Annotated in this window: 17 protein-coding genes; 8 read left to right on the forward strand and 9 right to left on the reverse strand. The window is 72.0% G+C overall.

Features of this window, described 5'->3' with window-relative positions:
• Window positions 1-185: 185 nt before the first annotated feature.
• A complete protein-coding gene (locus ACGF3J_RS24995) occupies window positions 186-2,927 on the forward strand; it encodes an ATP-binding protein (RefSeq protein ID WP_393854873.1) in 2,742 nt (913 codons plus the stop codon).
• 21 nt (window positions 2,928-2,948) lie between these two features.
• Here ACGF3J_RS24995 and ACGF3J_RS25000 read toward each other — a convergent pair whose 3' ends face one another.
• Window positions 2,949-3,692: an SDR family oxidoreductase gene (locus ACGF3J_RS25000; protein WP_161328152.1), complete on the reverse strand. Its 744-nt coding sequence runs from the start codon at window positions 3,690-3,692 to the stop codon at window positions 2,949-2,951.
• A 180-nt stretch (window positions 3,693-3,872) separates the two neighbouring features.
• Here ACGF3J_RS25000 and ACGF3J_RS25005 point away from each other — a divergent pair, with 180 nt between their 5' ends.
• Window positions 3,873-4,280: an OsmC family protein gene (locus tag ACGF3J_RS25005; protein ID WP_161328151.1), complete on the forward strand. Its 408-nt coding sequence runs from the start codon at window positions 3,873-3,875 to the stop codon at window positions 4,278-4,280.
• A 19-nt stretch (window positions 4,281-4,299) separates the two neighbouring features.
• Here the strand turns inward: ACGF3J_RS25005 and ACGF3J_RS25010 are convergent, their stop codons facing one another.
• From ACGF3J_RS25010 to ACGF3J_RS25030, 5 genes are all read right to left on the reverse strand, one after another.
• On the reverse strand, window positions 4,300-7,071 hold the full coding sequence (locus ACGF3J_RS25010; protein ID WP_161328150.1) for an AAA family ATPase: 2,772 nt from the start codon (window positions 7,069-7,071) through the stop codon (window positions 4,300-4,302).
• 223 nt (window positions 7,072-7,294) lie between these two features.
• The gene (locus ACGF3J_RS25015) at window positions 7,295-7,636 is read right to left on the reverse strand and encodes a hypothetical protein (protein ID WP_161328149.1); all 342 of its coding nucleotides are present in this window, start codon (window positions 7,634-7,636) and stop codon (window positions 7,295-7,297) included.
• Window positions 7,637-7,747: 111 nt separating this feature from the next.
• Window positions 7,748-8,467, reverse strand: coding sequence for an alpha/beta fold hydrolase (locus ACGF3J_RS25020; protein WP_161328148.1), 720 nt, complete (start codon window positions 8,465-8,467; stop codon window positions 7,748-7,750).
• A 79-nt stretch (window positions 8,468-8,546) separates the two neighbouring features.
• Entirely contained in the window at window positions 8,547-9,497 is a 951-nt protein-coding gene (locus ACGF3J_RS25025) for an alpha/beta hydrolase (RefSeq protein ID WP_161328147.1), read from the reverse strand.
• Between the two features lie 99 nt (window positions 9,498-9,596).
• The gene (locus ACGF3J_RS25030; RefSeq protein WP_161328146.1) at window positions 9,597-10,385 is read right to left on the reverse strand and encodes a DUF427 domain-containing protein; all 789 of its coding nucleotides are present in this window, start codon (window positions 10,383-10,385) and stop codon (window positions 9,597-9,599) included.
• Window positions 10,386-10,688: 303 nt separating this feature from the next.
• On the opposite strand from ACGF3J_RS25030, the gene ACGF3J_RS25035 reads away from it, so the two are divergent.
• The 3 genes from ACGF3J_RS25035 (at window position 10,689) to ACGF3J_RS25045 (ending at window position 13,350) form a co-directional block, all read left to right on the forward strand.
• Entirely contained in the window at window positions 10,689-11,159 is a 471-nt protein-coding gene (locus ACGF3J_RS25035) for a carboxymuconolactone decarboxylase family protein (protein ID WP_161328145.1), read from the forward strand.
• Window positions 11,160-11,274: 115 nt separating this feature from the next.
• Entirely contained in the window at window positions 11,275-12,810 is a 1,536-nt protein-coding gene (locus ACGF3J_RS25040) for an MFS transporter (protein ID WP_161328144.1), read from the forward strand.
• 45 nt (window positions 12,811-12,855) lie between these two features.
• Window positions 12,856-13,350 (forward strand): cupin domain-containing protein, encoded by a 495-nt coding sequence (locus ACGF3J_RS25045; protein WP_006131872.1) that lies wholly within the window; start codon window positions 12,856-12,858, stop codon window positions 13,348-13,350.
• Between the two features lie 112 nt (window positions 13,351-13,462).
• Here the strand turns inward: ACGF3J_RS25045 and ACGF3J_RS25050 are convergent, their stop codons facing one another.
• Window positions 13,463-13,915, reverse strand: a complete 453-nt coding sequence (locus tag ACGF3J_RS25050) for a cupin domain-containing protein (RefSeq protein ID WP_161328143.1) — start codon at window positions 13,913-13,915, stop codon at window positions 13,463-13,465.
• A gap of 280 nt (window positions 13,916-14,195) precedes the next feature.
• On the opposite strand from ACGF3J_RS25050, the gene ACGF3J_RS25055 reads away from it, so the two are divergent.
• The 3 genes from ACGF3J_RS25055 to ACGF3J_RS25065 all read left to right on the forward strand — a co-directional run bounded on the left by ACGF3J_RS25055 (window position 14,196) and on the right by ACGF3J_RS25065 (window position 19,028).
• Window positions 14,196-14,936 (forward strand): SDR family oxidoreductase, encoded by a 741-nt coding sequence (locus tag ACGF3J_RS25055; RefSeq protein WP_161328142.1) that lies wholly within the window; start codon window positions 14,196-14,198, stop codon window positions 14,934-14,936.
• A gap of 113 nt (window positions 14,937-15,049) precedes the next feature.
• A complete protein-coding gene (gene aceE / locus ACGF3J_RS25060) occupies window positions 15,050-17,737 on the forward strand; it encodes a pyruvate dehydrogenase (acetyl-transferring), homodimeric type (RefSeq protein ID WP_161328141.1) in 2,688 nt (895 codons plus the stop codon).
• A 40-nt stretch (window positions 17,738-17,777) separates the two neighbouring features.
• Complete coding sequence (locus tag ACGF3J_RS25065; RefSeq protein ID WP_393854874.1) at window positions 17,778-19,028, forward strand: 2-oxo acid dehydrogenase subunit E2; 1,251 nt, start codon at window positions 17,778-17,780, stop codon at window positions 19,026-19,028.
• A 90-nt stretch (window positions 19,029-19,118) separates the two neighbouring features.
• Here ACGF3J_RS25065 and ACGF3J_RS25070 read toward each other — a convergent pair whose 3' ends face one another.
• Window positions 19,119-19,610, reverse strand: a complete 492-nt coding sequence (locus ACGF3J_RS25070; protein ID WP_161328139.1) for a GNAT family N-acetyltransferase — start codon at window positions 19,608-19,610, stop codon at window positions 19,119-19,121.
• 104 nt (window positions 19,611-19,714) lie between these two features.
• Window positions 19,715-20,557: an alpha/beta fold hydrolase gene (locus ACGF3J_RS25075; protein WP_161328138.1), complete on the reverse strand. Its 843-nt coding sequence runs from the start codon at window positions 20,555-20,557 to the stop codon at window positions 19,715-19,717.
• Window positions 20,558-20,578 lie beyond the last annotated feature (21 nt).

Raw genomic sequence — 20,578 nt, forward strand, 5'->3', positions numbered from 1 at the left:
GGCTCCGGCTGCCGTACCGCACGGGTCCTGCACCTGAACACCCGCGCGAGCAGCAAGAAAGCGTTCTGCTCTCTTGATGGGACGGCTCTCCGTTCTGTGACAGTCGCCGCGGGAGACGGCCACGGAAACCGCCCCGGCTCCGGCCGCACGCCGTGTTGTTATGCTCGCCGCGTGTGGGGGGCTGCGTGAGCGGGGACGGTCCGGAGCGGCTGCGTGGTCGGCGCCGTGAGTACGAGGTGCTGGACGGACTGCTCTCGGAGGTGGAGGCCGGCCGCAGCGCGGTGCTGGTACTGCGCGGCGACGCCGGCATCGGGAAGTCCGCCCTCCTGGATCACCTGGCGGCACGCGTCACCGCGCACCGGGTCGCCCGGGGGGCGGGAGCCGAGTCGGAGATGGAGCTTCCGTTCGCGGGACTGCACCAGTTGTGCGCGCCCTTCCTCGGACACGCGGGTTCCCTCCCGCCGCCACAGGCGGCAGCGCTGGCCACGGCGTTCGGGATGAGCGCGGGGCCGCCTCCGGACAGGTTCCTGGTAGGTCTGGCCGTGCTCGGACTGCTCACCGACGTGGCCGCCCGGCAACCGTTGTTCTGCCTCGTGGACGACGCCCAGTGGCTCGACCGGGTCTCCGCGCAGACGCTGGCGTTCGTGGCGCGAAGAATGCTCGCCGAACCCCTGGCGCTGGTCTTCGCCACCCGAGAGCAGCGGGGACGCGACGAGCTGGCCGGTCTGCCCGAGCTGACGCTGCACGGTCTGGACGACACCGACGCCCGCGCACTGCTGGACACGAGCGCCGAAGGCCCGATGGACGAGCGGATCCGCGACCGCGTCCTCGCCGAGGCGCGCGGCAATCCCCTCGCGCTGCTGGAACTCCCCCACGGCCGCGTCGACGCGGAAGCCGTCGAGGGGTCAGCTCCGCACGGCCCCGGGAGAGTGACCGGCCGTATCGAGCGGAGCTACCTCGCGCGGGTCCACTCGCTCCCGGAGCCGACGCGGCGCCTGCTGCTGGCGGCCGCCGCCGAGCCGGTCGGTGACGTGTCGCTGCTCAGAAGCGCCGTCGAGCGACTGGGCATCTCCTCCGACGCCCTGGAGCCGGCGGTGACGGCGGGGCTGCTCGACGTCGGCACGCTGGTGCGGTTCCGGCATCCTCTGCTGCGCTCCGCGGTCTACCGGTCGGCCGGACTCGCGGAGCTGCGTGAGGTGCACCGGGTACTGGCCGAAGCGACGGACCCCGGCCTCGACCCCGACCGCCGGGCCTGGCACCTCGCGCGGGCCACGGTCCGGCCGGACGAGGCCGTCGCCGCGGAGCTGGAGTCGTCGGCCGAACGTGCGCGGGCGCGGGGCGGTACCGCCGCGGCGGCCGCGTTCCTCGCCCACGCGGCCGTACTGACGCCGCACCCGCGGCGCAAGGCGACGCGTGCCCTCGCCGCGGCGCAGGCGAAGCTGCGCGCCGGTGCGCCCGCCGCGGCGCGCGACCTGCTGGAGCTGGCACGGGCCGGCACGCTGGACGGACTCGGCCGGGCCCGTGCGGATCTGGTCGAGGCCCGGATCACCTTCGCCTCCCACCGCGTCGACGAAGCACTCCCCCGGCTGCTGGCCACCGCGCGGCGCCTGGTCCCGCTCGATCCGGGCCTGGCCCGCGAGACCTTCCTGGACACCCTGTCGGCCGCCATGTTCGCCGGGCGCCTCGCCTCCGACGCGCACGTGCGCGAGGTGGCGGCGGCCGCACGCGGGACGATCCTCCCCGGCACGGATCCGCCGCGCCCCGCCGACCTGCTGCTGGACGCCCTCACCACCCGTTTCCTGGACGGCTACAGCGACGCGGTCGCCGTCTCGCGCGAGGCGGTACGCGCGTTCCGCCGGGAGGCCGGACCCGACGAGGTGCTGCGCTGGTCGTGGGCGGCTTCGACGCTGGCCGCCGAGATGTGGGACCACGAGGGCTGGACGGAGCTGGTCACCCGGCACGTGCGCACGGCCCGTGCCGTCGGTGCGCTGACCGAATTGCCGCTCGCGCTCAATTCGAGGGTGGTCGTCCACACGACCGCCGGTGAACTGGACGCGGCGGCGCTGCTCGTCGCGGAGACCCGCCGGGTTCAGGAGGCGGTCGACAGCGGCTTCGCGCCGTACGGCACGATGACGCTCGCCGCCTGGCAGGGGCACCCCAGCGAGGCCACACAGTTGATCGAGGCCGGCACGGAGGAGGCCGTCGGCCGCGGTGAGGGCATCGGGGTGGCCGTCGCATGCCGGGCCCGGGCCGTGCTCCTCAACGGCCTGGGCCGGTACGAGGAGGCGCTGGACGCCGCCCGTCGGGCGAGCGCGCATCCGCAGGACCTGATCGCGGCCGGCTGGGGGCTGGTCGAGCTGGTGGAGGCCGGGGTGCGCAGCGGCCACCTCGACGTGGCCGAGGGGGCACTGGTCCGGTTGGCCCGGGACACGGACGCCGCCGGCACGGACTGGGCACTGGGCGTCCAGACGCGCTGCCGCGCCCTGCTCAGCGTAGGAACGGCGGCCGACGCGCTGTTCCGGGAGGCGATCGAGCGGCTCGGTCGCACCCAGGCCGCCATGGAGACGGCCCGGGCGCGTCTGCTGTACGGGGAGTGGCTGCGGCGGGAGGGCCGGCGGGCCGACGCCCGTGCGCAGTTGCGGATGGCCCACGCCCTGTTCACCCGGTTCGGCGCGCAGGCGTTCGCCGAACGCGCGGTCCGCGAACTGCGGGCCACCGGCGAGACGGTGGCCCGCCGCGACGCCGCGGCCGTGGCGTCGCTCACCCCTCAGGAGAGCCAGATCGCCCGCCTGGCCCGGGACGGGCTCACCAACTCCGAGATCGGCGCCCAGTTGTTCCTGAGCCCGCACACCGTGGAATGGCATTTGCGCAAGGTGTACGCCAAGTTGGGCATCACCTCCCGGCGCATGCTGGGCACGGTCCTGTGACCGCCGCGGCCCGACCGGGTGTCAGGACGCCCGGAGGGAGGCGAGGTGGGCGTCGAAGGTCCGGTGGCCGCGCAGGTACTCCCCGCGGGGCAGCAGGCCGCCCGTGGTCATGGCCCTGCCGACCTTGCCCGGCAGCGTCACCGGAACGACGAGGCGGCGACGTCCACGCGCCCGCGCGAGGCGACGCGCCATATCCACCATGTCCAGCTCGTCGGGCCCCGCGATCTCGGGCGCCATACCCGCCGGTCCCCCGGCGACATGTCCGACGAGCGTCTCGGCGACGTCCTGGGCGGCGACGGGCCGGGTCAGCATTCTCGGCACCACGACCACCGGTGACGCGTTGTTCAGCAGCGGGTCCGGGAACTCGAAGAACTGGGTGGCGCGCACCACCGTCCACGGCACGCCACCGTCGCGGACCAGTTCCTCCTGGGCGCGCTTGCCGAAGTAGTACCCGAAGTCGACCTCGTCGCTGCCGACGATCGACAGGGTGACCAGATGCGCGACGCCCTGGGCGTGCGCGGCGGAGATCAGGTGGCCGGTCGTCCGGGAGAAGAAGTCGACGGCGGTCTTCCTTCTCGTGGTGACGATGTTCGTCACGTCGATCACCGCGTCGCTGCCGGACAGTTTCCCGGCCAGACCCTCACCGGTGGTGAGATCCACACCGTGCGAACGGGCGAGGACCACGGGCGTGTGCCCCGCGGCTCGCAACCCCGATACCACGTATGTGCCCACCAGACCGGTCCCCCCGGCCACGGCCACCCGCATGTGCTGCCTCTTTCCCGCCGACATGGTTCTTGCTCTGCACCCTGGTGACAGGAGACGCGCCCCATCTGTGACACCCCCTTACCGGCCGACTGTCACAGGCGCCCGCGCCGCTCGGTCACTGCGGAAGGGGGACCTGCCGAACCCTGACCCGGTCCCCGTACCCGGCCGAGAGGAAGACCCATGACCACGCGCATCGTCACCGTCGCCGAGGGCGGACGGCTCACCCGTTCCGTCTCGATCGGCACGCACCACCTGACCGCCGACGAGCCCGAGCCCATCGGCGCCGACCAGGGACCCACCCCGGGCGAACTGCTGCTGGCCGCACTGGGGTCCTGCACCTCCATGGCCGTTCGGGCCCTGGCGGACCGGCACGAGTGGCCACTGGAGCGGGTCGACGTGGCCGTGCGGTTCGGGAAGCAGGGTGCCATCGTGAAGAACGTCGGGCTGACCGGCGCCCTGGAGCCGGCACAGCGGGAGCAGTTGCTGGCCGCGGCCGGGCGGTGTCCCGTCCACCGTCTGCTGTCCCGGGAGGCGAAGATCGTCACGGTGCCCGCGCTGCTGGCGGAACCGGAGGCGTCGCCCGTCTGAGCCTGCTTCGTCGGACGGGTCAGGACGTGGCCGCCATCGCCTCCAACCGCACCGAGCCGATCTCCTTGCGGGAGGAGACGCCGAGTTTGGCGAAGACCTTGCGCAGATGCCATTCGACCGTGTGCGGGCTGAGGAAGAGCCGCGCGCCGATCTCCGGATTGGTGAAGCCGCCCTGAACGAGCCGCGCGATCTCGACCTCCTTGGCGGTGAGGACCGCGGTCTCCGCCGTGGCCCGGCCGCGCACCTTGACGCCGGCGGCCTTCAACTCCCGCCGGGCGCGCTCCGCGAACGCCTCGGCCCCGGCGGCGTCGAGCATCTCGTGTGCCTCGCTCAGTCGGGTACGCGCCTGCGCCCGTCGCCGTTCCAGAAGCAGCCACTCACCGTGACGCAGCCGTGCGCGGGCGCTGTCCATCCGGACCCCGGCCGCGTCGAGTCGCTCGACCGCCTCCCGGTGCAGTGCGTCGGCCGTCCCTCCCTCGCTCACCAGGGCCCGCGTGGCGGCGGAGATGCCGAGCGCCCAAGGGGTGCCGCTGACCTGTGCCATCTCCTCGATCGTCCGTACCGCGTCAGTGGCCAGCTCGGTTCGCCCCAGGCGCACGGCCGCCTCGACGAGTTCGACCCGGGACTGGAGGGACAGGCCCATCTCCTGGGGGTTCTCGCAGCCCCGCTCGGCCGCCGCACAGGCCTCCTCGTACCTGCCGAGGCCGTTGTAGAGGACGGCGGCGGCCCACTGGGTGGCCGTCGTCACCTTGCCCTCACCGCTCAGGAGTCGGTCCTGGGTGAGGGTGTCGATCGCTTGCCGGGTGGCCGACTCCCTCCCTCTGAAGGGCTCCAGGACGAGTGAGCCGTAGTGGGCGAAGAAACTGCTGCCGGTGGCTTCGCCGATCGCGCTCGCCTCCACGGTCAGGGAGGCGGCACCGCGCAGGTCGCCGGCGAACACCCGGTTCGACAGGCGCAGCAGCAGGGCGGAGGGCAGGACGGCGAGAGCTCCGTTGCCACGGGCGAGGTCGACCAAGCGTGCCGACAGCTCCGACCAGGTGTCGAAGTCCCAGGTGCTGTGCGCCATGCGGCACGCGAACGGCAGCCAGCCAAGGCCGTCCTCCCGGGAGAGTTCCCCTTCCCGGAACGCCGCCACTGCGTCCAGGAGGATCGGTGCGCCCACCGCGTAGCCCTCGGTCACCACCCGGGCGAGACCGGTCAGAAGGCGGGTCTCCCGGGTCCCGTCACCGGAGTGGCCCGGCGTGCTCAGCACGGCCTCGGCGACATCACGGACCCCGCCCGTGGCCAGCCGGCCGGCGGTCAGGGCCGCGTAGATCGCGTCCCGGTACGTCTGGTCGGCCAGTGCGGAGTCGAACGGCTGGAGCCGCTTTGCCGCTTCGAGCAGCAGCGGCAGTCCGGCGCTGGCGCTCATGGCCGCCGACATGATCTGTCCGCGCAGCAGGGTCGCCCGTCCGGCTCCGACCTCGTCGAGGTGGCTCAGCTCCGCCGCGTCGACCAGTTCCCGCGCCGTGTCGAAGGCACCCGCCTGGTACTTCGCGCGGGCCGCGGCCAGTGCTCTGGCTCCGCGACGCGCCGGATCGGGGGTCAGCTCGGTGGCCCGGTCCAGGAAGGCCGCGGCCGCGGCGACACCGCCGCGCGCGTGCGCTCGCCCGGCGGAGCCCTCCAGTTCGGCGGCGACACTCTCGTCCGGGCCCGTCGCGGCACTCGCGAGGTGCCAGACACGGCGTTCGGGATAGAGCGTGGCGTCGATCGACTCGGCCAGGGCTCCGTGCACGCGCCGGCGTTCCTCGAACCCGACGGCGCGGTACGCCGCGGAGCGCACCAGTGGGTGGCGGAAGCGGACCCAGGTGCCGAGGGCCAGCAGACCCGACGCCTCGGCCTCGGTCGCGGCGCGGTCCACGTCGAGGCCGAGGCGTTCGGCGGCGTTCCGCAGCAGGGCCACGTCACCGACCGGTTCGGTTGCGGCGATGAGCAGCAACTGCTGCGTCTGCGCCGGCAGGGACCTGATGCGGCGCAGAAAACCCGCCTCGATCTGGCTGGACAGGGGGCGGCTCTCCGGTACGCCGAACCCGCCGGCCATCTCGAGCAGGGACAGACCGCGCGGCAGCTCCACCAGGGCCAGCGGGTTGCCGCGCGTCTCGGCGACGATGCGGTCGCGTACCCGCTGGTCGAGCGGGCCGGTGACGACCGAGTCGAGCAGCTCGCGGGAGTCACGCTCGCCGAGTCCGCGCACGGCGAGCTCGGGAAGGTCGGCGAGCACCTCTCGGGTGCCGGACTCGCGGACGGCCAGGACCAGCAGGACCGGTTCGGCGAGCAGGCGGCGGGCGACGAACTCCAGCGTCTGGGCCGAGACGCGGTCCAGCCACTGCGCGTCGTCGACGAGGCACAGCAACGGCTTGTCGCCGACGGCGGCGGCGAGCAGGCTCAATGTGGCGAGGCCGACCAGGAACCGGTCGGGAGCTTCACCGACCTGCATGCCGAATGCCGTGCGCAGGGCGTTGCGCTGCGGCTCGGGGAGTCCTTCGAGGTGGGAGAGGAGAGGTGCGCAGAGCTGGTGCAGCCCGGCGTAGGACAGCTCCATCTCGGACTGCACGCCGACCGCTCTGACGACGCGGCACCCGGTGGCCCGGTCCAGCAGGTGGTTCAGCAGCTCGGTCTTGCCGATGCCCGCCTCACCGCGCACCACGAGCACTCCGCTGCGTCCGGATCTGGCCTGCGCGAGGAGGTCGTCCAGGATCTTGCACTCGTCCTGTCGCCCGATGAGCTCGGTCCGTTCGCCGTCCCTCACCATGGCAGCCTCCCGGCTGTCACAATACCCCGGCGTTTCACTTTCCGCGGACCTGTCTCAAACTGATTGCCGAGGCTCACGCGCGTGTGCTCGGAAACCGGGGTCCGTTGCCCCCGCCTCTGCCTTCTTCTGCATGCCCGTCGTCGCTACCTCGCGTTCCGGCCGGGCACACTGGCCGGAAGCCGCCGCTACGGATTCCACGGAGACGCGGTGCCGATTCGGTGGATCAGGCCATCGATCCCACGACGACCGCCGTGCACACGAAGATCGTCAGGCCGATCACGGTCATGGCGATGAGCGTGCCCCGCAGCCAGCGGCCGAACCGGAGGCGGTGCGCCGCCTCGGCCGCGCCGATGCGCTCCGCGATGTGCTCGGTCACCATGCGGGCCACGTACTTCTGTTCTTCCAGGTACCACCGCTCCAGGTCTCTGCGCTGCCCGCCGGTCAGCCCGTCGGCCCTCGCCGTGAAGGCGGACACCCGCTGACGGGCGGCGCTGAGGTGCGCCTCGCGGTAGAGAAACGCCTGTATGTCGGCCAGCCCGCGAGCGGCCTGTTTGCTCGTATCCATGAAGTACTCCTGTGTCACTCCGATGGGACGTGACGCGGCACCGCGCCGGGCGCGAGGCTCGGTGGGCCGCCGCCGGTCCTCCCCCGGGGGGGGCGGCGGCCCACCTTCCGTTCAGCCGGTCGCCTGCGCCGCCTCGTTGATCAGTCGGGCGACCTCACCCGGACGCGACACGCTGACCGCGTGGGAAGCGGTGACGTGCACCACCGTGGCCTTCGCGCGCTCGGCCATGTACGTCTGCGCCCGGGCCGGGATGTTGCGGTCGTCGGCGGCCACGAGGACCCAGGACGGGATGTCCTTCCACGCCGGCGCCGAGGCGCCCTCCGCCAGCGCTGCGTCGGCCACGGGCCGCTGGGTGGCCGCCATGACCGCCGTCGTCTCCTCCGGGACGTCGGCGGCGAACTGCTGGTGGAACTTGGTCTGCTCGATGTAGAGGTCCGCGGCCCCGCCTCCGTCGGGAAGAGTGACCGGCACCGGGCGAAGCGTCTCCCCGAGGGTGCTGCCCGGGAACTTGCCGGACAGTTCGACCGCGCTCTCGCCTTCTTCCGGCAGGAACGCCGCGACGAACACGAGGGCCTTGACGTGGTCGAGTCCCGTCGCCGCGTTGCTGATGACCGAGCCGCCGTAGGAATGGCCGGCGAGGACCACGGGCCCGTCGATGGACTCCAGGAGCTGTCTGACGTAGGCGCTGTCCCCGGTCAGTCCGCGCAGCGGATTGCTCGCGGCGACCACCGGGTAGTCGTGCGCCTGGAGCCTTTCGACAACGCCGTTCCAGCTGGACGAGTCGGCGAACGCGCCGTGCACGAGGACGACGGTCGGTTTCTGTGCACTCATGAGAGCTGCCTTTCGTTGAGCCGGCCACCACGCGCGTCATCGGGCGCGCCCGGGTGCCGGAAGTGCCGCGCGGAGCGGATCAGTTGGTGCCGAGGGCCTTGCGCAGCACCTGGATCGCCTGCTCGATCGCGGCGGTGGAGGCCTGCGTTGCGCGGACCGGGTTCAGCATCATGAAGTCGTGCAGGGTGGCGTTGTAACGGACGCTCGTGGTCGGCACTCCGGCCTGGACCAGCTTGCGGGCGTAGGCCTCGCCCTCGTCGCGCAGCACGTCGTTCTCGTCGACCGCGACGAACGCCGGCGGCAGCCCGCGGAGGTCCTCCGGGGTGGCACGCAGCGGCGAGGCCGTGATCTGGTCCCGCTCCGCGGGATCGGTGGTGTAGGCGTCCCAGAACCACTCCATGGCCTTCGCCGTCAGGTGCGGTCCGTGCGCGAAGGCGCGGTAGCTCTCGGTGTCCTGCCCGGCGTCGGTGACGGGGTAGTAGAGGGACTGGTGCAGGAAGGTCACGTCACCGCGGCGCTTGGCCATGTGGGTGAGGGCGGCGCTCATGTTGCCGCCGACGGAGTCACCGGCGACGACCATGCGGGAGCCGTCCAGGTCCTCGTCGGCGCCCTTGGTGGTGACCCACTGGGCGGTGGCGTAGGCCTGCTCGATGGCGACGGGGTACTTCGCCTCCGGGGAGCGGTCGTACTCGACGAAGACCACGGCCGCCTCCGCGCCCACGGCCAGCTCGCGCACCAGACGGTCGTGGGTACCGGCGTTCCCGAGGATCCAGCCGCCGCCGTGCACGTAGAGCACGACGGGCAGCACGCCGGTGGTGCCGGCGGGCTTGACGATGCGCACCCGCACGTCACCGACCTCGGCGGGCACGGTGATCCACTTCTCGTCCACGTCCGGCTTCTCGACCGGCCCGGACTGGACGTCGTCGAGCAGCTTGCGGGCTCCCTCGACACCGAGTTCGTACAGCAGCGGCGGTTTGGCGGTCGCGTCGGCGAATTCCTGCGCGGCGGGCTCGAGGACGATGTCACTCATGGTCGCTCCCTGAGGTGGTGAGGCTTTTGGAGGGCTTTCACCTCATGAGACCGTGCGGGGAGTCGATGTGTGACGCGTCGGGCCCGCGGCCCGGTTCCGCTAGTCGGAGCCCGGCCGGGTGGGGTCCACCGGCCTCGGCAGCAGGGTGCCGTCGACGTACAGATCGACGTGCTCGTTGTAGAACGCGGTCAGTCCGGCGATGCGGTTGGCGTGGATGGTGGGGAAGTCGTACGTCCAGGCGATGTCCTCGTGGGCGGCGGTGTCGCCGTCGAACGACCAGTAGTCGCTCGTCGTCCCCTTGTAGGGGCACCGGGTCACCGTGTCGGAGTGCCGCAGCCGGGTCCAGTCGATGTTCATGGGATCGAGGTAGTAGCGGGTCGGCAGACCGGTCTCGAACAGCTTTACGCAGCCGGAGGCCTCGGCCAGTACGACGCCCTCCACCTCGACCCGGACGGTGCTGCGCGAACGCAGCGCGTCCACACGCGAGTACGGGCTGCGCGGATGGACGAAGACCGGCTCGTCCTCCTCGAACCAGGCGTCCAGCGCCTCCCATTCGAAACGCACCGTGTCACGCAGGGCTTCGGGCGAGCCCTCCCCCCAGACCCAGGCCGCCCCGGCGCGGACCTCCGGACCGACCCGCAGGGTGTGGCGGTGAGCGGGCCCGGCACCGAGTTGCTCGGTGTGCTTGTCGTCGTCGAGCACGCCCTCCGCCAAGTCCTCGACCGGGATGCTGAACTGCGGGTACGCCTGCCACTCCCACACGTACAGCGCGCGACGGGTGTCGAAGGCGACACGTCCCCCGACCATCCCCCGAATGCGGCGGGGAACGGGCTCGACGTGTCCGATCGGGACGATGAGACTCGGGTGCAGGACGCTCTCGGTAGTCATGGTGATCACCTTGGGTTCTCTGATGGTGCGCTCGCCGTACCCGGGGCCCGGGAGGGCGGCGCCGACTCGGGCCGACGGCCTGGTCCACTCGTTCGATGCTATCGCCCGAGACCGGCGAACACACCGAACACGGGCCGCGATGCGCTGTTCTTCACACGGTGTGCCGAGAGGTGTGTCCTGGCTGCGGACTCGCCGGGTCCGGGGAATGGAAGGTGCCGTGCGTGCGGGCGGATCCGGTTGTCACAGAACGCGCGGGCGCCCGGTCAGTGCTGCGTAACCGTTCCACCCTTGAGGAGATACGTCATGGACGCGCGCATCAACTACTTCGGCAACGCCCTCGCGGGCAAGGTCATGAAGCACCTGAACTCGGCCGGTGCGGCGGTCCAGGCTGCCCTGCCGGTCGCCACTCAGGAACTGGTGAAGATCCGGGCCAGCCAGATCAACGGCTGCGGCTTCTGCACGGACATGCACACGAAGGACGCCGCCGCGGCGGGTGAGGACCAGCAGCGACTGAACCTGGTCGCCGTGTGGCGCGAGGCCACGGTCTTCTCGGACGCCGAGCGCGCGGCCCTGGCCGTGACCGAGCAGGGGACCCGCATCGCGGACGCCGCCGGCGGTGTCTCGGACGAGGTGTGGGCCGAGGCCGCGAAGCACTACGACGAGGACCAGCTCGCCGCGCTGATCTCGCTGATCGCCGTCATCAACGCCTACAACCGGATCAACGTCATCAACCAGCAGCCCGCGGGCGGTTACAAGCCCGGCATGTTCGGCTGACGCAGCCTCTCCGGTCGCGCGGAAGCCCGGCCGGACGCGTGCGGTCCGTCGCCTGCTCACCCCGACCCCCGAGCAGGCGACGGACCGCTCGGGCCACGCCACCCCAGGACTCCACATGAACCACTCCCCCGCTCCCGAGAGCACCGTTCCCCTCCGCATCGCCGGCGCACGTGGGCGGTGGACCCTGCTGGCCACCGTCCTGGGCTCGGGCGTCGTACTGCTCGGCTCCACCGTCACCAACATCGCGCTCCCCCGCATCGGCCGGGACTTCGACGCCGACCTCGGCGTCCTCCAGTGGACGGTCAACGCCTACATGCTGACCCTGGCGGGACTCATCCTGCTGGGCGGTTCCCTGGGTGACCGGTTCGGGCGGCGCCGCATCTTCGTCCTGGGCCTGGTGTGGTTCGCGGTCGCCTCGCTGCTGTGCGCCCTGGCTCCGGACACCACCACGCTCATCGCCGCCCGGGCCCTGCAGGGCGTCGGGGGTGCGCTGCTCACGCCCGGTTCACTGGCGATCATCGAGGCCTCCTTCCATCCGGACGACCGGCCGCGGGCGATCGGCCTGTGGTCCGGATTCGGCGGCATCGGCGCCGCCCTGGGACCGTTCGTGGGCGGGTGGCTGGTGGACGGGCCCGGCTGGCGCTGGACCTTCGTGCTGAGCGCCGTCCCGGCGCTGCTGTGCGTTCCCGTCGCCCTGCGCCATGTTCCGGAGTCCGTGGGCGCGCCACGCAAGGAGGCGGGCGCCACGGCCGGCGCGAGAGCCCGGCACGGTGTCGGCTTCGACGTTCCCGGTGCCGTCCTGGGAGCTCTGGCCCTGGCGCTGGTCACCTACGCGCTGACGGAGGCGCGCTCCGGCGGGACCCTGGCCGCCGCCGCGGCCGTCGCCGGTGTCGTCGCGGGGGCCGTGTTCCTCCGCGTCGAACGGCGCAGCGGCGATCCCATGATGCCACTGGCGATCTTCTCCTCCCGGCAGTTCACCGCCGTCAACGTGATCACCCTGTGCATCTACGCGGGCACGGGCGGGTTCTTCTTCCTGACCGCGCTGCAACTGCAGATCGTCGTCGGGTACTCGGCTCTGGCCGCCGGGGCGGCGATGCTGCCGAACACGGCGCTGATGCTGCTGTTCTCGTCCCACGCCGGGACGCTCGCCCAGCGGCTGGGGCCGCGGGCCCCGCTCACCGTCGGCCCGTTGGTGTGCGGAGCGGGGATGCTGCTGATGCTGCGGGTCGGTCCCGGCGCGTCCTACCTCCAGGACGTCCTCCCGGCTCTGCTCGTCATGGGCGCCGGCATGGTCGTCATGGTCGCCCCCCTGACCGTGACCCTGCTCGCCTCGGTGGACGCCTCGAACGCCGGACTGGCCAGCGGCATCAACAACGCCGCGGCCCGGGCGGCGGGACTGGTATCCGTCGCGGCGCTGCCGCTGCTGGTCGGGATGGGTCCGGAGGCCTACCGGTCGGACACGGCCCTCGACGCCTCGTTCGGCCGGGCCATGCCGCTGTGCGCGGTCCTGCTCGCCGTCGGCGCGTCGGTCGCTTTCGGTTTGCTGCGGCAGTCCGCCCCCGCCCCTCGTCCGGCGCACGGGCACACCCACGGCTGGCTGACGGAACCGCCGCTGGTGTCCCGCTTCGCCCATCATCAAGCCGTCGAATGACAACCGGCGCCGCGCGAGGCGCCGGCCGCACGAAAGGAATGTGACATGTCGTACCCGTACCCGGAGCAGAAGTACTGGGGTGAGGACGGTGAGGTCAGCGCCGTCTTCCGGCCGGCCAGCACACCGCCGAACCTGGGTGAGAGCGGAACCGGAAAGGACGCCACCCACTACCTGGCCACCACGGCCACCACCCGGGGCGAGTTCGGCCTGTACCGGGTCGAGATGCGTCCCCGGGCGGGCGGCCCCAAGACCCACTTCCACAAGCGGATCTCGGAGTCCTTCTTCATCCTGGACGGCACCGTGCGCGTCTTCGACGGTGTGCAGTGGGTCGACGCCCGCAAGGGAGACTTCCTGCACGTCCCCCAGGGCGGGCTGCACGCCTTCCGCAACGACTCCGACGCACCGGCCGACATGCTGCTGCTGTTCACCCCGGGCGCCCCGCGCGAGGAGTACTTCGAGCAGGTCTCTCAGCTGGGGCACGCCTCCGAGGAGGAGCGTGCCGCGTTCTTCGACCGGCACGACTCGTACTTCGTGGAGTAGGAGCAGAGGTCGGAAACCGTGATACCGCACAACGACGGGACCCCGCCTCCGTGACCCCCGGCCTGGCCGGTGTCACGGGTGCGGGGCCCCGTCGTGAGTGCCCGACCGAGGGTCAGGCGGTGGGCCGGGGGGCGCGCAGGTGGGCGCGCTCCTTCAGCTCCGCCTCGTCGACGAGTTCGAGCATGGGCTTGCCCGGCGCGCACAGCATGGTGACGACGAACTCGGTCTTCTCGTCGCTGAGCGCGTTGCCGTCCTGGTAGTGGATGGCGTCGCCGCCCGGCTCCCAGAAGGTGCCGCCGGCCTCGACCACGCGCTCGGGCTCACCCTCCAGTTCGAAGCGGACGGCGCCCTTGATGACGTAACCGAACGCCGGGCCGGAGTGGCGGTGCGGCGGGGTGCCGGGGTCGCCGGGCTCCCACTCGACGTGGATGGTCATCGCCGAGGCGCCCTCGGGGACGACGATCGGTGAGGCGTCCTGGATCATCTTCGCCGCGCGGGTCCAGCTGGGACCGTCCGCGTCGCCGGTTCCGTGTCCGTGGTGGGCGTGCTGTGCATTCTCCGACATCGAGTCGCACCTTCCGTGGTTCCACCGTGTCCGGCGGCACGTCGTCCGCCGTCACGGGGTCGTCTCTCCGGTCGTGATGACCGCTCGCTCTCCTGACCGGGTACCGGGCGGGTCTGTGACACCTCGCCACACCGGTCGGGAGCGGAGTCCGCCCGCACGGTGTCACACGAAGGACCCGCGACCTGTCTAGGTGAGACGGGCCCGGTGTCACTGCGGCATCCGCCACCGTCCGCCCAGAACACCCAGCGGGGCCATCGGCCCCCCGACGGAGGAGACGCAGATGAGAGTCGTCGTTGCAGGAGCCACCGGACTGATCGGTTCCCGGACCGTCGCGCGGCTCCGGGACCACGGGGTGGAGGTCGTGCCCGTGTCGCGCGGGGAAGGAGTCGACGTCAGCACCGGCCAGGGCCTGGACCGGGCGCTGCGCGGCGCCGAGGTGGTCGTGGACGTCACCGACGCGCCCTCCCGGCGGCAGGAGACCAGTACCGCGTTCTTCACCACCGCGACGGGCAACCTCCTCCAGGCGGCCGCCGCGGCGGACGTCGAGCACTACGTGGCGCTGTCGGTGGTGGGCGCCGACCGGATCGGTTCGGGCTACTTCCAGGCCAAGGCGGCGCAGGAGGACCTGGCCCGGCACACCACCGTGCCGTATTCCGTGGTGCGTGCCACGCCGTTCCACGAGTCCGTGGAGGCCGCCGCCGCGGCCGGCACCCGGCCCGACGGTGTGCATGTGCCGCCGTTGCTGCTGCGGCCCGTCTCGGCGGAGGACGTCGCCGCGGTCGTCGCCCATGTCGCGGTGGGGCTCCCGCAGTTCGGTGTGGTCGAGACAGCGGGGCCCGAGGAGCTCCGGCTGGAGGACGTGACGGCCGAGGTGCTCGGTTTCCTCGGCCGACCCGGCCCGGTGATCGCCGACGCGCGGGCCCCGTTCTTCGGTGCGGTGCTCGAGGAGCGGGCCCTGCTTCCCGGGCCGGGCGCCCGGCTGGGGCATCACACGTTCGCCCAGTGGCTCAAGAGCCGCTGACCCTCCGGGCGGCGCCGCCCGTCGCCCGGATCTTCCCCCTAGGACCTGTCGCCCGCGACACCGCCGTCTCCCCGGCCGGCGCCGCCGACACCACGCCTGACAAGAAGGCTGCCATGAGTGAACCCTCCCGGCCCACCGAAACACCCGTGACCAGTGAGCTCGACCAGCTGCCCGACCGCGACCGCGAGGAGACCGCCGAGTGGCGGGCCTCCCTCGACGCCGTCGTGCGCAACGCGGGGCCGGAACGGGCGGTGTACCTGCTGCGGCGGGTGCACGAGTTCGCCGCGAGCACCGGCACGTCCCTGCCAGGACTGCTGTACTCGGACTACATCAACACCGTCCCGGCCGCCGCGCAGCCGGAGTTCGACGGGGACCTGGAGATGGAGTCCAGGATCACCGCGCTCAACCGGTGGAACGCTGCGGCGATGGTCACCCGCGGCGCGCGCCTCGGACTGGGCGGTCACATCTCCACCTACGCCTCGGCGGCCTGGCTCTACGAGATCGGCTTCCACCACTTCTTCCGGGGCAAGGACCGCGACGGCTCCGGCGACCAGCTCTTCGTCCAGGGGCACGCCTCTCCCGGGATCTATGCCCGGGCCTTCCTGGAGAGGCGGCTCAGCGAGGACCAACTGGACTCCTTCCGCCGGGAGGCCGGCGGTCACGGTCTGCCGTCCTATCCGCATCCGCGGCGACTGCCGTGGCTGTGGGAGTTCCCGACGGTCTCCATGGGGCTGGGCCCCATCGGCGCCGTCTACCAGGCCCGCTTCAACCGCTATCTGCACGCCCGCGGCATCAAGGACACCTCCGCCTCACGGGTGTGGGCGTTCCTGGGCGACGGAGAGATGGACGAGCCGGAGTCGACGGCCGCCCTGACCCTGGCCTCCCGCGAGAACCTGGACAACCTGACCTTCGTCATCAACTGCAACCTCCAGCGGCTGGACGGACCGGTACGGTCCAACTCGAAGATCGTCCAGGAACTGGAGGCACGGTTCCGGGGTGCGGGCTGGAACGTGGTCAAGACGCTCTGGGGCGAGGCCTGGGACCCGCTCCTGGCGCAGGACACCACCGGCGAGCTGGTGCGGCGCCTGGGCGAGGTGCCCGACGCCCAGATGCAGACGCTCGCCGCGCGAGACGCTGCCTACATACGCAAGCACTTCTTCACGGGTGACGCCCTGTCGGCGCTCTCCGCCTCCCTGAGCGACGCGCGGGTGGTCGAGCTGTTCGAGAACTCGCGGGGCGGACACGAGCCGTTGAAGGTGTACTCCGCCTACCGGGCCGCCGTGGAACACCGAGGCGGCCCGACGGTGGTCCTCGCCCAGACGGTGAAGGGCCACACGCTGGGCCCGGCGTTCGAGTCGCGGAACGCCAACCACCAGATGAAGAAGCTCACGATGGAGCAGTTCCGCGCCATGCGCGACCTGCTGGAACTGCCGATCCCCGACAGCGCGCTCGCCGGCGACCAGGTGCCGTTCTGGCACCCCGGGGAGGACTCGCCCGAGGTGCGTTACCTGCGCGAACGCCGGGCCGCGCTGGGCGGGCCCGCCCCCGTGCGCCGAGTGGCCGCCAAGCCGCTCCCGGAACCGCCCGCCAAGCCCTTCGAGGACCTGGAGAAGGGGTCCGGCCACCAGGAGATGGCCACCACGATGGCACTGGTCCGGCTGGTCAAGGACCTGATGCGCGACCCGCGCAGTGGAGCCCGCTGGGTGCCGATCGTCCCCGACGAGGCCCGCACCTTCGGCATGGAGTCGATGTTCCCCACCGCCGGCATCTACTCGCCCCAGGGCCAGAACTACGACCCGGTCGACGCGGACCAACTGCTCCACTACAAGGAGAGCACGACCGGGCAGTTGCTCATCGAGGGCATCACCGAGGCCGGTTCCGTCGCCGAGTTCGCCGCCGCCGCGACGGCGTACGCCACGCACGGCGAGCCCATGATCCCCTTCTACATCTTCTACGCCATGTTCGGATTCCAGCGGACCGGCGACCAGTTCTGGGCGCTCGGCGACCAGATGGGCCGCGGCTTCGTGGTCGGCGGCACGGCAGGCCGCACGACGATGACGGGTGAGGGCCTCCAGCACGGGGACGGTCACTCGCACCTGCTCGCCGCCACCAACCCGGCGGCCATCAGCTACGATCCGGCGTTCGCCTACGAGATCGCGGTCATCGTCCGGGACGGACTGCGCCGGATGTACGGCGAGCGGCCCGAGGACGTCTTCTACTACCTGACCGTCTACAACGAGCCCAAGCACCAGCCCGCCATGCCGGCGGTTCCCGGCATCGAGGAGGGCATCGTCCGGGGCGTCTACCGGTTCCGGCCCGCAGAGGCGCCCACGTCCGGGCCCCGGATCCAACTGCTCGCCTCCGGTACGGCGATCCACTGGGCGCTGCGCGCGCAGGAACTGCTCGCCTCCGACTGGGACGTGCACGCCGACGTGTGGTCGGTGACGTCCTGGACGGAGCTGCGCCGGGACGCGATGCGGGCCGACGACGCCCGGATGCGGGGTGAGGAGCGCACTCCGTTCGTCACCCGGGCCCTGTCCGGGGCGCCGGGGCCGGTGCTGGCCGTCAGCGACTGGATGCGGCAGGTGCCGGACCAGATCAGCCAGTGGGTCGAGCAGGACTACTACTCGCTGGGCACCGACGGCTTCGGGCTCTCCGACACCCGCGAGGACGTGCGCCGCTACTTCCGGGTGGACGCCGAGTCGATCGTGGTGACCGCACTCGACCGTCTGGCCCGTGCGGGACAGGTCCCGCAGGAGACCGTCGCGCGGGCCCGCGCGCAGTACGACCTCGACCGCTGAACCGCCGTACGAGGCGACCCCTGAGGAGTTGAACGTCATCATGACCGTTTCCGTGACCCTGCCGGCTCTCGGCGAGTCCGTCACCGAGGGCACCGTGACCCGCTGGCTGAAGCAGGTGGGTGACCGCGTCGAGGCCGACGAGCCCTTGCTGGAGGTGTCGACCGACAAGGTGGACACCGAGATCCCCTCCCCCGCCGCGGGCGTCCTGCTGGAGATCCTCGCCGCCGAGGACGAGACCGTCGAGGTCGGTGCCGGCCTCGGCATCATCGGCGCGCCGGACACGACCCCCACGGCACCGCCCGCACCCGCGCCCGCGGCTCCGACTCCGACTCCGGCTCCTGCTCCTGCTCCTGCCCCGGCCCCGGCCCCGGCTCCGGCTCCGGCTCCGGCTCCGGCTCCGGCTCCGGCTCCGGCTCCGGCTCCGGCTCCGGCCGAGCCTTTCGTGCCGTCTGCCGCGTCCGCCGTTCCGGCTCCCCCCGCTCCCGCTGCCGCGATTCCGCAGGCACCGGCATCCGTGCCCGTGCCGGTGCGCGCCGCCCCGGCGGAGGACGCGTCCTCGCTCCGCGGCCGCACGGTTCCGATGACCCGTATGCGCCGGGCCATCGGCAACAACCTCAAGAAGGCCCTGCTGGAGCAGGCGCAGCTCACCTCGACGGTCGAGGCCGACGTCACCCGGCTGATGCGCCTGCGGAACCGGGCGAAGGACGGGTTCCTGGCCCGGGAGGGCCTCAAGCTCTCCCCCATGCCGTTCTTCGTCAAGGCAGCCGCCCAGGCGCTGAAGGCGCATCCGGTCGTCAACGCCCGGATCAACGAGGACGAGGGAACCATCACCTACTTCGACACCGAGAACATCGGGATCGCGGTCGACACGGACGCCGGTCTGATGACCCCGGTCGTCAAGGCGGCCGGTGACCTCACCGTCGCCGGGCTCGCCCGGGCCGTCCACGATCTCGCCGACCGGGCCCGTGGTGGCCACCTGACCCCGGACGACGTGTCGGGCGCGACCTTCACGATCTCCAACACCGGTTCACGCGGTGCGCTGTTCGACACGGTCATCGTGCCGCCGAACCAGGCCGCGATCCTCGGCGTGGGCGCCACGGTCAGGAGGCCGGGGGTCGTGCGCGTCGGTGACGAGGAGGTCATCGGCGTCCGGGACCTGGTGCACCTGTCGCTGTCGTACGACCACCGGCTGGTGGACGGGGCGGACGCGGCCCGCTACCTGACGGCGGTCAAGACGCTCCTGGAGTCGGCGGCGTTCGAGGACGATCTGTATCCCGACGCCACTGCGTGAACTGAGAGGGCCGGTGCGGGCGTCGCCCGCACCGGCTTTTCCGTCGGCGGCGCAGGCCGCGAACGCGGTGTCCGAGGGGGCCCGCGCGCGTCACCGCCGGGGGGCCGAGAGGTGGGCCATCAGATCGTGGGCCGAGACAGAGGCGGTGACGGCACCGCCCTCTCCCCTGCGCTGTACAGGAACGGGCGCGTGGCGCAGCATGGCGTCGATCCGCTCGTCGCCGGCCAGGAAGAGGCCGTAGACCGTCGTCCAGTCGCCGGCGCGCGCGTGCTCGCCCAGGTGCTGGAGCAGGCGGGTCCCGAGTCCGCGGCCCTGCCAGGAGTCCTCGACCAGCAGCGCCGCCTCGACAGCGGTGTTGTCCGGCATCAGGTGGCCCACGGCGACGATGCGTCCGGTGACGCTCAGGGCCGCCAGGTGCACCGATCCGGGGCGGGACAGCAGAGTGGGCACATATGTGCGCGGGTCGGCCATCGCCCGGTGGTAGCGGCTCCACAGGGTCTGCGGCGAGCAGCGGCGGTGCATCGCCACGGTGCGGGCGAGTTGGCCGGGGCCTATCGGGATGATCCGCGGTGCGCGGCGCATGTGTCCGTCCTTGGGCGGCCGGGAACCGGTGCGCGATACGCACACGGCGGAGGGTCGGAAAGGGCCGGAGGTGAACCACCGGCCCTTCGATCACCGGTGCGCTCTCAGCGCACCGAGCGGGCGGCGTCCTCGATGACGCCGGTGACCTTTCCGGGCTGTGAGACGCTGACCGCGTGGGACGACCGCACCTCCGTGGTGTGGGCACCGGCCCGCCGGGCCATGAACTCCTGGGCCGCGGCCGGGATGTTGCGGTCCTGAGTGGCGACGAGGACCCAGGAGGGAATGGTCTTCCAGGCCGGTTCGGCCGCTCCCTCGCCCAGGGCCGCCTCGGTGACCGGTCGTTGGGTGACGGTCATGAGGTCGGTCTTGTTGCGCGGCACGTCGGCCGCGAACTGATGGCGGAACTTGTCGTTCTGGATGTAGAGGTCTGTGCCGGGGGAACCGTCGGCGTTCGTCACCGGGACGGGACGCAGCGCGTCGCCGAGGGTGCTGCCGGGGAACCGCCCGGACAGGTCGACCGCGCTCTCACCCTTCGCGGGGAGGAAGGCGGCGAGGTACACCAGCGCCTTGACGTTCTTGTTGCCGGTGGCGGCGTTGCTGATGACCGAACCGCCGTACGAGTGACCGGCGAGCACCACGGGCCCGTCGATTCCGGCCAGGACGTCCTTGAGGTAGGCGGAGTCGCCGCTCAGGGAGCGCAGCGGGTTGGCGACGGCGACGACCGGGTAGCCGTCGTGCCGGAGCTTGTCTATGACGCCGTTCCAGCTCGTGGAGTCGGCGAACGCACCGTGGACCAGGACGACGGTGGGTTTGTCGCCGCGGTCGGCCGGACGCTTGTCGGCGGAGGCCGGGGCGATCGTGGTGGCGAGCAGTCCGGCGGCGACACCGGCGCCGGCCAGGACGGTCATCGTCGTGTGGATCCGGCTGGTGCGGGAGGTGCGGTTCATGGCGCATGCCTTTCGGGCGGG

This window comes from Streptomyces sp. NPDC048171, assembly GCF_043202655.1.
In the GTDB taxonomy this organism is placed as follows: domain Bacteria; phylum Actinomycetota; class Actinomycetes; order Streptomycetales; family Streptomycetaceae; genus Streptomyces.

Coding starts and splice junctions, on each gene's coding strand:
- ACGF3J_RS25000 (WP_161328152.1), bottom strand. CDS start 3,692: ATGCGGGTGGCCGTGGCCGGGGGGACCGGTCTGGTGGGCACATACGTG.
- ACGF3J_RS25005 (WP_161328151.1), top strand. CDS start 3,873: ATGACCACGCGCATCGTCACCGTCGCCGAGGGCGGACGGCTCACCCGT.
- ACGF3J_RS25010 (WP_161328150.1), bottom strand. CDS start 7,071: ATGGTGAGGGACGGCGAACGGACCGAGCTCATCGGGCGACAGGACGAG.
- ACGF3J_RS25015 (WP_161328149.1), bottom strand. CDS start 7,636: ATGGATACGAGCAAACAGGCCGCTCGCGGGCTGGCCGACATACAGGCG.
- ACGF3J_RS25020 (WP_161328148.1), bottom strand. CDS start 8,467: ATGAGTGCACAGAAACCGACCGTCGTCCTCGTGCACGGCGCGTTCGCC.
- ACGF3J_RS25025 (WP_161328147.1), bottom strand. CDS start 9,497: ATGAGTGACATCGTCCTCGAGCCCGCCGCGCAGGAATTCGCCGACGCG.
- ACGF3J_RS25030 (WP_161328146.1), bottom strand. CDS start 10,385: ATGACTACCGAGAGCGTCCTGCACCCGAGTCTCATCGTCCCGATCGGA.
- ACGF3J_RS25035 (WP_161328145.1), top strand. CDS start 10,689: ATGGACGCGCGCATCAACTACTTCGGCAACGCCCTCGCGGGCAAGGTC.
- ACGF3J_RS25040 (WP_161328144.1), top strand. CDS start 11,275: ATGAACCACTCCCCCGCTCCCGAGAGCACCGTTCCCCTCCGCATCGCC.
- ACGF3J_RS25045 (WP_006131872.1), top strand. CDS start 12,856: ATGTCGTACCCGTACCCGGAGCAGAAGTACTGGGGTGAGGACGGTGAG.
- ACGF3J_RS25050 (WP_161328143.1), bottom strand. CDS start 13,915: ATGTCGGAGAATGCACAGCACGCCCACCACGGACACGGAACCGGCGAC.
- ACGF3J_RS25055 (WP_161328142.1), top strand. CDS start 14,196: ATGAGAGTCGTCGTTGCAGGAGCCACCGGACTGATCGGTTCCCGGACC.
- aceE (WP_161328141.1), top strand. CDS start 15,050: ATGAGTGAACCCTCCCGGCCCACCGAAACACCCGTGACCAGTGAGCTC.
- ACGF3J_RS25065 (WP_393854874.1), top strand. CDS start 17,778: ATGACCGTTTCCGTGACCCTGCCGGCTCTCGGCGAGTCCGTCACCGAG.
- ACGF3J_RS25070 (WP_161328139.1), bottom strand. CDS start 19,610: ATGCGCCGCGCACCGCGGATCATCCCGATAGGCCCCGGCCAACTCGCC.
- ACGF3J_RS25075 (WP_161328138.1), bottom strand. CDS start 20,557: ATGAACCGCACCTCCCGCACCAGCCGGATCCACACGACGATGACCGTC.